Source organism: Dolichospermum sp. UHCC 0259 (genome assembly GCF_009711935.1).
GTDB lineage: Bacteria > Cyanobacteriota > Cyanobacteriia > Cyanobacteriales > Nostocaceae > Dolichospermum.
Window position 1 is genome coordinate 58,165 of sequence record NZ_VIKX01000070.1, and the last position, 13,633, is coordinate 71,797.

The window sequence follows — 13,633 nt, forward strand, 5'->3', positions numbered from 1 at the left end:
TGATGACTAGTAATTACTACAGAAATCATGTAGATAATTATAAAGTTCACAAAATAAAGGACATCTTTTTTGTAAATTTTCTGGGACTATTTTTAGTAATAGCAAAGGTGTATGTAACCCTTTAGAAAAGCGTGTAGATTGGATATCAAAGTTTAGTTCTAGTGAAATACTACTATCAACTATTAGCTGAGATAATTTGTCTTGACAACAATCTCTATCTTCATCATATTTACTAAAAGATTCAGGATCATTAAATGGGATATTTTTCTGGGTGCTTAACCACCAACGCATTTTTTCATGTCTACCGCGAAAATCTGGATGTTTAGCAATTGTATTATCCCAATCTCCAATAATCCATGATTCGATTTCTGGAGCAGCAAAAGCGATATATTGAGGAATATCATGACATTCAGTGATTTTAGATATTGCTGATATAAACTTCTCCTTTTGAGAATTAACATCTCGACAATCTAAATCATCAAAAACTAAAACTAAATCACATTTTTTAGGTTCACATTGCAAAGCAATAGGTAATTCTTGGGTAATTTGTTCAATTAAACTTTTACCTGTTTTACCATAACCAGTTACCTTCCCAGGTTTTGGTCCTGGTTTTATTCTTGCTGGTGTTTTCCGTTCAAATTGACAACCAGGAAAATTCTTTTGTAAAAAAGGAATTAATCCTCTAACTTCCGCTTCTCCACCACCTGCAAATACCCAAACTACCACGGCCATCCTCCCACAGTAGGATCTCCTACACGGTATAAATCACCTAATTGCCATCCTTCTTCTAGTTTTTGATCTAAAATTTCATGAGAGAGTGTTTTCATGGAAAAATGCGTTTTATCTTGAGAATAAAAACAATAAACATTTTCTAAGGAATCTGTAAAATGATCTAAAAGATCAGGACTATGAGTAGTGATAATAATTTGAGTTTTTCTAGCAGCTTGTTTAATCCATTCTGCTAAAATTGGCATCCAAGATACGTGCAAACCTAATTCTGGTTCATCAATAACTAATAAGGAAGGTAAAACAGGAGAATGTAATATAGTCGCCCAGCATAACATTCTTACTGTTCCATCTGACATTTCTGTAAGATAAAATGGTTCTTTAATATCTTCAAAATGCCATTCTAGTGTTAATGATAAGCGCCCAGAACGAATAGAACGCAACCGACGAGTTTTAGGCAAAATAGACTTCATGGCATTATTAATGCTGTCTTCAAAGTCAATATTTTCCTGGGTTAAATTCTCAAATACTAAAGGTAAATTATTTCCTGATGTAGATAAATAAATATCATTTCCTCCTATTTTTGGTTCTGAATTTCTAATTTGATGCAAATCCATGTTATTAGCATTATAAAATTGCCATTGAGAAATAAAATTAATTAGTTCTGTTCTGATTCTATAGGCATATATGCTACTTAGTGTATGTTTACTATTCTCTAGCAATTTTGGTATTATGGCTAAACCTAAAGAATTTGTAGGAATCTTACTTATTAATTCAGAACTAACTTCACTATTATTATGAACTGATATAATACCTTTACCTATGTTTATTGGTTTTGGATCATGAAATTTATAATAATAAAAAGGTGATGAATTAGGATGAGGTAAATCATCTCCACTATATAAAGATTCTTGATGAATAGTTAATTTCTGTCCTTTTCTATCTACAAATAAATCAATATCGAGAATTGGATTTTTAATTTGACTCGTATATTGTAATTTTTCTGAAAACCCATATAATAATTTAATTACAGCAGGACTATCAACACTATTATCTAAAATTCTATCATTACCAAACCTACTAATTGCTTCTTCAAAACTAGTAATACCACGACTTTCATCAGGAACATTGGTTAAACAATCCTTTAAAAATTTTAATGTACTGATAAAATTACTTTTTCCAGAACCATTTGCACCTATAAAAATATTGAGATTTTTTAACTCTATGGCTTGAGATAACGAAAGATTTTTATAGTTTTGGGTAAAAATAAATTTAAGAATTGGTTGATTCATATTTTTTAATTTAAACTATAGAAAGATGTTTTTTGGTTGAGAAGATTATACAATATATTTTCTGAGATTTACAATAAAAATATATTAGGATACAATAAAAATAAATCAACCAAAGGTAACTTTTATGGCAACCCTACTCAGTGAAACCAAATCACAGACTGGACTGGTCATCTCTTGGGAAGCCTTACCCGATGATTTTCAGTTAGAGGATGAACCAGTGGAAAATACAGGACAGCCACTTTTAGCGGGGGCTTTGCGGGAAAGTTTAGAAATCAGTGGATTTATTCAACCACAAATGTTAATTGCTGCCAATTTTGGGCTGTGTGCCACATTAAATGAGCAATTTGTGGCTAAAGCACCTGATTGGGTATATGTGCCTTCTGTTAAAGAGATATTACCAGAACGTAAAAGCTATACACCCAATTTAGAAGGGGATGTACCGGCTGTAGTGATGGAGTTTTTATCAGATAAAGATGGGGGAGAATATTCAGTTAAACGTATTTATCCGCCGGGAAAATGGTTTTTTTACGAACACATTTTACAAGTTGCTATTTACATCATTTTTGAGCCAGATGGGGGTTTATTAGAATATTATCAACTGGAAAATGGACGTTATGAATTACAACAACCAGATGAGAATGGTCGTCATTGGATTGACTCAGTGGGACTGTTTTTAGGAACTTGGCGAGGGGAAAAGGAAGGTCGTTCTGGCTATTGGTTAAGATGGTGGGATCAAACGGGTAATTTGTTACCTTGGGCTGTGGAAAAAATTGAACAGGAACGCCAACGGGCGGAACAGGAACGTGGGGAAAAAGAACGGCTCATAGCTTATTTGCGATCGCAAGGAATTGACCCCGATAATTTGCCTATAAATTAGATATTGCGCTATATATATTAAGGGCTGGTGGGCATTGCCCACCCTACGGAATAATCAAACAATCACGAAATTATTGATGTTCAATGTTCCTGTTAATCCTGTGATTTCAATAATGGCATCGGTAGAACTATTAAATCCTGCGGTTGCATCATTAATAGCTACAAAGGTTTTTTGTCCAAAACTGAATTGAGCAGCGAAATTTGACCCAAAAGCTGCGGCTGTTAATTTTGCCCCGATATCTGCGGCATTTAGAGTATTAACTCCTCCCACATCTACAAATCCGGCTCGTGTCGTAGAAACACGGAACAAATCATTACCTGTTGTGGCGTTGAAGTCTGTAATTACATCAAAGTTAGCTAAGAGAGAATCAGTGAGATTTTGGTAAACAAATTTATCACTCCCTAAACCACCAGTTAAAGTATCTTTACCGCCTGCGCCAGTGAGAACATCATTATTTGCACCACCAACGAGGAAATCATTACCACTAGTACCTGTCACAGTCAGACTAAAAGGATTACCAATCTTTCCGTCAGCATTAGCATCTATGCCAAAATTAGTTTCTTGAGTTAAAGCATCAGCCGAATTTAATGCCCATTGTCCCTCAGAAGAAACCCAATTCCAGTTACTATCTAAACTCCAGATATGCAGGAAGTTTCCAGAAACGTTTTTCCAGAGAACTTGATTAACGCCATTGACAGTTTCTGCGGCTAGAGTTTGCCATCCTGAGTAGATATCTTGGTAGATTTGTTGTCCACCGTTTTTAATGGTATTTGGGGTATTTGTTCCGATTTGGGTAAAGTATTTATTGGCTGCATCTTTGATGAATTTGGTATTACCTGCTAATTCAATTGGGGTGTAACCAATAACACTATCACTATTAGCATCTATGCCAAAATTAGTTTCTTGAGTTAAAGCATCAGGCTAGAGTTTGCCATCCTGAGTAGATATCTTGGTAGATTTGTTGTCCACCGTTTTTAATGGTATTCGGGGTATTTGTTCCGATTTGGGTAAAGTATTTGTTTGTGGGATCTTTGACTAATTTGGTATTACCTGCTGATTCAATTGCGGTGTAAGGATTGCCAATAACACCATCACCATTGGTATCTATGCCAAAATTAGTTTCTTGAGTTAAAGCATCAACTGAATTTAATGCCCATTGTCCCTCAGAAGAAACCCAATTCCAGTTATTATCTAAATGCCAGATGTGGAGATAGTTTCCAGAAATATTTTTCCAGAGAACTTGATTATCTCCATTGACGGTTTCTGCGGCTATAGTTTGCCATCCTGTGTAGATATCTTGGTAGATTTGTTGTCCACCGTTTTTGATGGCAGTTGGGGTATTTGTTCCGATTTGGGTAAAGTATTTGTTTGTTGAATCTTTGACTAATTTGGTATTACCTGCTGATTCAATTGGGGTAAAAACAGGGGCGGGTTGAAATTCAAATGCCCCGATATCAACTGTACCACCGGAAATTCGTGTATGTCCACTGCCTCGGTTATCAAAGGGGATAGTTTCGGTATTATTGCCATCAAAATCAATATCGAAAACGTCTGTTAAAACTAAGGCGTTATTGCCTTTATTAATTGCTGGGCTACCGCTAAGTAGTGCATGGGTAAAAATGCCATTACCATTATCTTGTAATGGTCCAAGTTTAGGATTGACGTTAACGATATCTGTTCCAGTGCCAACAGTACCACTTGCTCCTGAAAGATTGCCGATTAGGTTGTTATTATTGCCATTAATGTTGCCCTCAAGATCAGGAGATCCACCAATATTTCCAGCAACAATTGAATTTTTTAGGTTAAAACTAGCACGCCGATTGTCAATTCCTCCAACATAAAAGCTGTATGTTTCATCAGCAGCATTTTGAGTTATTGTGCTATTAAATATGTTAAGTATTCCATCAGATGCATAAATTCCACCGCTATAATCAGCTTGATTACCGCTCACGGTACTGTTAATTAAACTAGTTGTACCCGAATGGTATATTCCCCCACCGAAACCTTGAGAGGTGTTGTTATAAATCGTGCTATTGCTGATAGTTAAGGTTCCACTACTTTGGATACCACCACCTGAGTCTGCAGTGTTATTTTTAATCGTTGTTCCCAACAGAATGGCCTGACCACCATTATAGATCCCACCACCACCATGATAAAAACCATCCACTTTATTATCAGCAACAGTTGAGTTGACTAAAGTTAATACACCATCATTGTATATTCCTCCTCCTTGATATGAACTATAATTGTTTCTTACAGTCGTGTTGAATAATAAAGCTATAGCATTGGGGTTAATATAAATCCCACCACCATCGTTAGTTGATCCCCCTGTGACTACAATATTGCTCAAGTTTAAGTAATTAGACACCTCAAAAACACGATCTGCATTTGTCAAACCACTAGCATCAATTGTGGCAGGTTGAGTTCCCGTTGATTGAATTGTGACTTTACCGAGAACATCTAAATCTCCTCCTGTGGTATCAGCGAGAGAAAAAGCTGTGAGTTTATAGATTGTTCCTCCCGTTAAATTGATAATGTAATTATTGGTTGTATTAGCATTGGCTATTAAAATCGCATCCCGCAAAGATAACCCACCCGTAGCACTACCATCATTTTGATCTGCGGTTGTTGTCACTGTTAAAACAATTGGTGTATTTTGCTCTACAGCAACTTGTTCACCTCCTACAGTAATATTTGCCGAATCATTTTCTGTGTTAATTCTGTCTAATTCCTGAGTTGTTAAATTCTGTCCACGCACCAAGGCTGAGAATTTTTCTCCTTCATCTCCGGGGGTGTCTATTTGATTAATTTGAGCATCAATAAAATGCCCAATTTCTTCTAATAGAACCGCGCTAATGGCTTCTGGTGTGGCATTTGCTAAAAAGCTATCTGATAGATAAATCTTATTGGTGCTGCCAGCATAAGCACCGTTAGCATTGCCCAAATTGCTATTATCAAGAATCTCAATTTGTGGAAGTTGACTAAAATCACCAGATAGCCATTGTAAACGCAGAATTTCGGCTGCGCTACGGTTGTATTGTGTACCAAATGTAGTATCGAATAGATTCCAGAAGTTGTCTGAACCTGCAAAGGTGCTGAGTTGGTTGTAAGTCAGGGTGAGGACAGTATTCATGGTATTAAAATGATTTTTAGGGATGATACGTATGTCACATTCGTGGCTATATTGCCAAGACTCGCATAAATGCAACTGTGACATAAATACTTACAAGTGTCAACTCTGGATTTCGGATAAATGGTTAAAATGGTTAAAAAGCTTTTAGAATCCAGAATCCAGGGAATAAATTCCCTGTCTGATAGCTAAAGTCGGTTAAAACCGACTGTTTTTTCTTTATATTCAACACGGCTTAATCATTTGATTCTATGGGTAGGGGTAAAGCAGTGATCATAGATGTCAACTTAACGTAAAACCTCTATCCAACAAGGAACTCAAGTTCCTTGCTAATAGGAAAAGTTATCTTTTGATGACTAAATATTAGGAGTATTTACTAGTCCGTTAAAACGGACTTGAGCTATGAGACAGGGAATTAATTCCCTGGCGGGTGTGGAAGCCAACAGATAATTGACAATTCTGGATTTTTATTGCATTCTATCAATTGTCCGATATTGAATTGCTTCGGCTACGTGCTGGGGTTTGAGGTTGTCATCTCCTGCTAAATCGGCGATAGTTCGTGATACTTTGAGAATGCGATCGCTCGCCCTTGCAGATAACCCTAATTTCCTAATTGCTGCTTCTAATAAACTCCGACTAGCATCATCTAATTGACACCATTTTTGTAAATGACGACTTTGCATTTGGGCATTACATTGTAAATTTTCTTCTTTTTGAAACCGAATTACAGCTTTTTCTCTAGCTTTTTCTACTCGTTCGGCTACAGATTTCGACGCTTCTCCCGTTGGTTGTTGGGTAATTTCCTCTGGTTTCAAACGATTTACTGCTACTTGCAAATCAATTCTATCCATTAATGGTCCAGACAATTTTGCCCAATATTGTTCCCGTTGTCGAGGTGAACAAGTACAGCCTTGAATTGTATCACCATAATAACCGCAAGGACAGGGATTTGTACTGGCTACTAATGTAAATTGTGCGGGAAAAGTGACAGATTGTTTAGTTCGAGAAATAGTCACAAAACCATCTTCTAAAGGTTGACGCAAAAACTCCAAAACATCTCTTTTAAATTCCGTTAATTCATCTAAAAAAAGTACACCTCTGTGAGATAATGAAATTTCACCAGGACGGGGAAAAGTGCCACCACCAACCAAAGATGGACCAGATGCGGAATGGTGGGGACTCCGAAAAGGTCTTTCTCTAACTAATGAACCCCGATTTTTTAACAATCCAGCCACAGAATGAATCCGTGTTACTTCCAAAGATTCAGGAAAACTTAAAGGTGGTAAAATTCCCGATAATCGCCTTGCTAACATCGTTTTTCCACTGCCTGGTGGTCCAACGAAAATCAAATTGTGTCCTCCCGCAGCCGCAATTTCTAACGCCCTGCGTGCGTGTGCTTGTCCTTTAACATCTTGCAAATCTGCTAAAGTTAAAGATGTTAACTGAGAAGTTTCTATTGTTTGATTTAACTGGACAGGTTGGTATTTTTGAGGATTATTTAATAAGTCCACCACATCAGCAACATCTTTGCAACCATAAACTTCTAAACCCTCAACAACAGCCGCTTCTTGGGCATTATCAACGGGAACAACTAAACCCGTAATTCCCATTTTTTTCGCAGTTGCAGCAATTGGTAAAACCCCAGCAACCGGACGCAAACTACCATCTAGAGAAACTTCACCTAAAAATAAAAAATCTCCTAACAAATCGGCGTTAACTTGTTCAGAAGCTGCTAAAATTCCTATACTAATTGGTAAATCAAAAGCTGGTCCCTCTTTCCTCAAATCTGCGGGAGTTAGGTTAATGACAATTTTCCGTATGGGAAAAGCAAAACCCGCATTTTTCAAAGTGGCTTTTACCCGTTCTTTAGATTCTTGAATTGCGGAATCTGGTAAGCCTAAAATAACAATTCCTGGTAAACCACCAGAAACATCAACTTCCACACCCACTTTTACAGCGTCAATCCCGATGATAGATGCACTCCAAACTCTAGCCAGCATTTTTTACATATCAATAAACTTTGAGAATATCAAAGCAGATTTTTGGGTGCATTAACAATGAGTGAAATCACCCAAGAGGATTGTTAATATAATAATAGCAGCTAAAGATGCAGGTGACTTATGGTTCAAGCATTCACAAAACTATTAACCTTTGCAGAATTTATCCTTGAATACAGTAACAACCCCCGCTATGAACTTGCAGACGGAGAATTGATTGATGTCGAAGTAACTGGACCCCATGCAGTCGTCGGTGGTAAACTGGCAACTAAACTGGGTATTGCTATTACTCATGCTGAACTTCCCTGGGTTATTCCTCGCACCTGTCTAATCCGTCCTTTTGCAGAAACAGCCACAGCCCGCCGTCCTGATATTGTAGTATTAGATGAAACTGTGCTGCATCATGAGCCTTTTTGGGAACATGAACCAGTGATTGCGTTAGGAAAATCAATCAAATTAGTAGTTGAAGTTGTTAGCACTAATTGGCGTGATGACTACTTGACAAAATTACGAGATTATGAAGAGATTGGCATTCTTGAATATTGGATTATTGATTATTTAGCTTTAGGTGGTATTCGCTATATAGGTAGTCCTAAACAACCTACTATATCTATTCACTTATTAATTGAAGGTGAGTATCAAGTTAAGCAGTTTCAAGATGATGCAAGGATAATATCATCAACTTTTCCAGATTTAAATTTGACTGCTCAACAGGTTTTTAAAGCTGGCAATATTTGATAAATATTAATCTTTGCACATCACTTGATTCTCTAAGCTGTCACGCATTTAAAGTGCTGGTTGAGATGAAGGAACAGGGAAGAGTTTGATGGCTTATTTTCTAACTTCACTAAATCAAATTTAGATGCGTCCTAGCTTATTCACTTTTTGAGTAATTAATGGTTATAAATTTTCCATCACAAGTCTTAATTCCTCTAACCTGTCAACCGTAAGAATTGAACGTTGAATTGTTTTTAGTGTCTCAAGATCAGATATTTGTGATATTTTCGGGATGAATTTTAATCCTTCATTACCAAATTTTACTTCTAAACATAACTCAATGCTAGAGAGTCTGTCTTTTCTTTCTCCTTGTTGTTCACCTTGTTGCATTCCTTGTTGCATTCCTTGTTGCATTCCTTGTTGCAATATTTCTTCATACCAAGGTGATTCGCGTAAAACTGTCATATCCCACCTCATAATTTCTTGAACTAAGGAACTATCTAATACAAACGTAGCAAAAAAAGCAAGAACCGTTTCTAATTGATTTAATTGTTCATCAGCTTGCAATAAACGCAATGCTTCCCGAATTATAGATTCATCTTCACCACCTTAACTTTTTATCGCGTGTTCCAGCGATCGCTTAAAATCTTTAACAGATGAGTAAGTAAAACTGCATGAGTCCAAACACAGAAACCATTTTCAGCAAAATCATTCGTAAAGAAATTCCCGCGAATATTGTTTATGAAGACGATTTAGCCCTAGCCTTTACAGATGTTAACCCTCAAGCACCAGTTCATATCCTCGTTATTCCCAAAAAACCCATAGTCAACCTAGCTACCGCAGAACCAGAAGACGCAGCACTTTTAGGACATCTATTATTAACAGTCCAGAAAGTTGCAGCAGCAGCGGGACTAGAAAACGGTTATCGCGTCGTTATGAATACTGGTGCTGATGGTGGTCAAACAGTATATCACCTGCATATACACATCCTTGGTCGTCGTCCTATGTCCTGGCCTCCAGGTTAATTATAGCGTTTCCCGGTTATGCACAGAAATCTGTTTTCTGTGCTATTTTTACGGATTAAAAATACAAATAATTGTTGCTTTGTTAATTACTATATGCAATATCGTCGTTTTGGTAAAACTAATTTATATCTTTCTGTTTTTTCTTTGGGAACAATGCGCTGTTTAACTGATAGCGAAAATGTCCAACAACTTCTAGAAAAAGCTTTATCTTTAGGAATTAATCATTTAGAAACTGCTAGAGGTTACGGTGACAGTGAAGCATATTTAGGTAAAGCGATAAAAGCTGGTTTATCAGTACCTCGTAGTCAAATTCACATTACCACCAAAATTCCCCCGACACCTGATGCTGATTCTATGCGTCGGTATATTGATGAATCTTTAAATCGCTTGAATTTAGATTATCTGGATTGTTTAGGAATTCATGGATTAAATACTTGGCAACATTTAGAATGGGTGCAAGCTCAAAATGGCTGTATGCAAGCTGTTGAGGAAGCTATTAATGATGGAAGAGTGCGACATATTGGTTTTTCTACTCACGGTTCATTAGATGTAATTTTAGCAGCAATAAATACAAATCTTTTTGAATTTGTTAATCTCCATTATTACTATTTTTTTCAACATAATGCCCCTGCTATTCAGTTAGCGAAAGAGAAAGATATGGGTGTTTTTATTATTTCTCCTGCTGATAAAGGTGGAAAATTATATACTCCATCCCAAACTTTAAAGGAACTCTGTCACCCCTTGACACCATTAGATTTAAATTATCGGTTTTTGCTGAGTGATAACCGCATTCATACTTTGAGTATCGGACCAGCAAAACCAGAAGAGTTAGTAATATCTCCAGAACTTTTCGATCATGAAAATGAATTAACAAAAGCCGAAATTGATATTTTTGAAAAATTAGAAAATCAGCAAAATCATGTTTTATTAACCGATAAATGTAGTCAATGTTATGCCTGTTTACCTTGCCCAGAAAATATTCACATTCCCGAAGTTTTAAGATTACGAAATTTAGCCGTAGCTTATGACATGACAGATTATGGTAAATATCGTTATGGAATGTTTGAAAATGCCGGACATTGGTTTCCCGGAATGAAAGCCAACCGTTGTACAGAATGTGGTGATTGTTTGCCCAAATGTCCAGAAAATTTAGATATTCCTACTTTGCTAAAAGATACTCATGAAAGATTACAGGGGAAAGCAGGAAGAAGATTATGGGGGTAAATCCAAAATCTAAGATTCTTTAACTTTTACTTCTTCAACTTCTGCCAATGTTTCCATAGTTAACGGTGTAGATTGACTAGCACCAGAGAGAAGTTTTAACAAATTAGGACGAGAATCATATAATAGATAGATAATGCGATCGCCTATTTCCCACTGTTGACTTGCAGACATCACCTGTAACCGTTCTTCTCGTTCTAACAATAGTGGTACTAAAATCCCCTCTCGAATTTTTTCTTGTATATGTTCTTGTTGAGAGTCAAATTCTGCCGCATTTAATGTCGTTGTTCCTAATTTCACCTGTCCATTCATCAAATATTCATTCCAAGTTTTAACCGGGAAATCAGAGACAAAGGCTTGATCAACCTTACTATTAACCAAAGGAGAACCTTGGGGATGATGGGGAAATATAGCTAAAACCCTGGGAGGATTAAATTCCTCAGCAGCCCGTTGAGCTAAGACAAAATTCACCTCACCATTACTTGTAATCGCTAAAAAAGTCCCCATCGAACCAATACCAGCTTCTTCCAATATTTCCCCATCTAAAGCACTACTAGCAATCACTCGGAGATTTTGGGCTTCAGCTTGGGCTAACCGTTCCGGGTCAGTATCAATCATCACCACACTTTCTCCCCGTTCTTGAAAAAAGCGGGCAATTAATAAACCCAGGGGATTACAGCCGACAATTACCGCCCCAGTAGCATCTTTAGAAGTAATTCGCAAACATTTAACCAACCAGCCAGCGGTTAAACCTTGACAAAAAACCGTCATAATAATTGTCAAAAACACCAAAGCTTTAATCGAATCACCACCATTAACGCCCCGCTGCGTCAGTAAAATCGCAAATAAAGACGCTACAGATGCGGAAACTATGCCTCTGGGTGCAACCCAACTTAAAAATAGTTTCTGTCGCCAATTTAGATCACTATTCCAAGTACACAAAATAATGTTAATGGGGCGAACCACAAACATTAACACCAAAACCGTGAATAAACTCCCCCAACCTAAAGCCAAGACACTGGCAATGGATAAATCAGCCGCTAGGAGGATGAATAATACAGAAACGCTGAGAATTGTCAGTTGATTTTTAAAGCTTCGCAATAACCGCTCTTCGGGAACTGAAGAGTTAGCAAATACCGCACCCGCTACTACTGTGGTCATAATTCCCGATTCAGAGCGAATCATTTGCGCTAGGGCAAACAACACCCATAAAACTGCCAGTACAACCAGATTTTTCAGTTCAAAGGAGATAAAATTGGCGCGTTTGAACATCCAACTCATTAAATACCCACCAACGCCGCCAATGGACGCACCCACAGCGAAACGTAAAATTAGACCAATAATGGCATTAACTGGGTCTGTATCACCGTTTAAAATTGTATCTAGGACAACGTAAGCCAGGATAGCTCCCACTGGATCTATTAAAACTCCTTCGCCTTCTAATAGCGTTGCTACTTGTCGATCTACGTTAATTTGTTGAATTAAAGGACCAATTACGGTCGGTCCGGTGACAACAACAATAGACGCATAAAGCACTGCTATATTCCAGGGAAACTCCCCTAGCCAGTGTGCGGCCAGACTTCCCCCTAGTAGGGTGATCAGAGTTCCCAGGGTGACGAGTAACTGGAGACTCAGGGAAACTTTGCCCAACTCCTGCCGATCTAATTTGAGTCCGCCTTCAAATAAAATGATTGCCGTTGCTAGGGAAACAATCACTTCTAATCCTGTTCCCAGTAAATGCGGTTGTAATATTCCCAGCCCGTCTTTACCTAAAAGGATGCCTAATAGGAGTAGTAACACGATACTAGGTAATTTGAAATATGCAGCCATTACCTGGGCGCTAATGCCTGCAAAAACAGTGATCACCATCTGGAGGGTGATTTCAAAAGGTGTTTCCATGTTGTAGATTTTGAGCCATTGATTTCAAAATCCTCTCTAAAGAATCATAAACATTAAGTTTACAAAAATTGTAGTCTGATTATTTTTTTTGGCAAAAGGCAAGGGGTGAAGGGAGGTGGAGGAGGTGGGGGAAGTGGGGGAGGGAAGAACAGAAGTTTTTTCCGATCATTACCCGTCAAAATAAATTTGACGAACTACTAGATGTTTGTCCTACCTGTTTTGTACTGTACCCCTTGATCCTACGGCTAAAAAAAATTTTCCGAAACCTATTGACATTCTCAAAAAAACCCGCTATATTACTAAAAGTGACGAAACAACAAGCCCCCATCGTCTAGAGGCCTAGGACACCTCCCTTTCACGGAGGTAACAGGGATTCGAATTCCCTTGGGGGTATTATCAAAGGGATGGAGAAAGATAACAGTCTTTTTCTATCCCTTTTAACATTTCTGTATTTTTTGTATAGTGATACAAATGCAGGAATAAATATTTTAAATCTTGGTAAACAATTTAGGGATAGGCATTTTGGCGTTGCATATACTCAACATGGCTTATTCATTTGATTCTGTAGGTAGGGGTTTAGCTCATGCTTTACCCCTACACATCTAGGTTTTGCGTAATTTCGTAAAAGTCCATGTCCCAACCGTGTTTAAGATAACGTAGTAACCCCAATGTCTCTTTAGAGGGAGAAGTGTCAAATTAATCTGATGCCATCTGAAAATAGTCAGATGAAGATAAAAGCAAAATTATAC

At 37.5% G+C, this 13,633-nt stretch carries 10 protein-coding genes, 1 tRNA gene and 2 pseudogenes; 5 read left to right on the forward strand and 8 right to left on the reverse strand.

The genetic code is table 11. From position 1 onward, the window contains the following. Positions 1 to 6: 6 nt before the first annotated feature. Both FJR05_RS05670 and FJR05_RS05675 read right to left on the reverse strand, forming a co-directional pair. A complete protein-coding gene (locus FJR05_RS05670) occupies positions 7 to 726 on the reverse strand; it encodes a hypothetical protein (RefSeq protein ID WP_254446757.1) in 720 nt (239 codons plus the stop codon). After that, positions 720 to 2,018 carry an AAA family ATPase gene (locus tag FJR05_RS05675; RefSeq protein WP_168643216.1) on the reverse strand — a complete coding sequence of 433 codons (1,299 nt, stop codon included), beginning with the start codon at positions 2,016 to 2,018 and terminating at the stop codon, positions 720 to 722. The genes FJR05_RS05670 and FJR05_RS05675 overlap by 7 nt, the downstream gene beginning before the upstream one ends. Before the next feature lie 124 nt (positions 2,019 to 2,142). On the opposite strand from FJR05_RS05675, the gene FJR05_RS05680 reads away from it, so the two are divergent. After that, the gene (locus FJR05_RS05680) at positions 2,143 to 2,895 is read left to right on the forward strand and encodes a Uma2 family endonuclease (RefSeq protein WP_168643217.1); all 753 of its coding nucleotides are present in this window, start codon (positions 2,143 to 2,145) and stop codon (positions 2,893 to 2,895) included. A 54-nt stretch (positions 2,896 to 2,949) separates the two neighbouring features. On the opposite strand, the gene FJR05_RS27855 is transcribed toward FJR05_RS05680, so the two are convergent. From FJR05_RS27855 to FJR05_RS05690, 4 genes and pseudogenes are all read right to left on the reverse strand, one after another. Next, complete coding sequence (locus FJR05_RS27855; RefSeq protein ID WP_371416812.1) at positions 2,950 to 3,393, reverse strand: bluetail domain-containing putative surface protein; 444 nt, start codon at positions 3,391 to 3,393, stop codon at positions 2,950 to 2,952. 78 nt (positions 3,394 to 3,471) lie between these two features. Next, positions 3,472 to 3,783 (reverse strand): annotated as a pseudogene (locus FJR05_RS27860) (hypothetical protein); the annotation flags it as partial. A 28-nt stretch (positions 3,784 to 3,811) separates the two neighbouring features. Next, complete coding sequence (locus FJR05_RS27170) at positions 3,812 to 6,028, reverse strand: choice-of-anchor Q domain-containing protein (protein ID WP_254446759.1); 2,217 nt, start codon at positions 6,026 to 6,028, stop codon at positions 3,812 to 3,814. Positions 6,029 to 6,492: 464 nt separating this feature from the next. After that, a complete protein-coding gene (locus FJR05_RS05690) occupies positions 6,493 to 8,025 on the reverse strand; it encodes a YifB family Mg chelatase-like AAA ATPase (RefSeq protein ID WP_168643218.1) in 1,533 nt (510 codons plus the stop codon). 120 nt (positions 8,026 to 8,145) lie between these two features. Here FJR05_RS05690 and FJR05_RS05695 point away from each other — a divergent pair, with 120 nt between their 5' ends. Next, positions 8,146 to 8,760 (forward strand): Uma2 family endonuclease, encoded by a 615-nt coding sequence (locus FJR05_RS05695; protein WP_168643219.1) that lies wholly within the window; start codon positions 8,146 to 8,148, stop codon positions 8,758 to 8,760. A gap of 162 nt (positions 8,761 to 8,922) precedes the next feature. Here FJR05_RS05695 and FJR05_RS05700 read toward each other — a convergent pair. Next, positions 8,923 to 9,348, reverse strand: a pseudogene (locus FJR05_RS05700) (transposase); the annotation flags it as partial. 65 nt (positions 9,349 to 9,413) lie between these two features. Between FJR05_RS05700 and FJR05_RS05705 the strand changes: the two are divergent. Then, entirely contained in the window at positions 9,414 to 9,764 is a 351-nt protein-coding gene (locus FJR05_RS05705) for a histidine triad nucleotide-binding protein (protein WP_168643221.1), read from the forward strand. Between the two features lie 93 nt (positions 9,765 to 9,857). Continuing rightward, positions 9,858 to 10,988 carry an aldo/keto reductase gene (locus tag FJR05_RS05710; protein ID WP_168643222.1) on the forward strand — a complete coding sequence of 377 codons (1,131 nt, stop codon included), beginning with the start codon at positions 9,858 to 9,860 and terminating at the stop codon, positions 10,986 to 10,988. A gap of 9 nt (positions 10,989 to 10,997) precedes the next feature. Here FJR05_RS05710 and FJR05_RS05715 read toward each other — a convergent pair whose 3' ends face one another. Further along, positions 10,998 to 12,884, reverse strand: coding sequence for a sodium:proton antiporter (locus FJR05_RS05715; protein ID WP_168643223.1), 1,887 nt, complete (start codon positions 12,882 to 12,884; stop codon positions 10,998 to 11,000). A gap of 320 nt (positions 12,885 to 13,204) precedes the next feature. Between FJR05_RS05715 and FJR05_RS05720 the strand changes: the two genes are divergently transcribed. Then, positions 13,205 to 13,277, forward strand: a tRNA-Glu gene (locus FJR05_RS05720). The last annotated feature ends 356 nt before the right edge of the window (positions 13,278 to 13,633 follow it).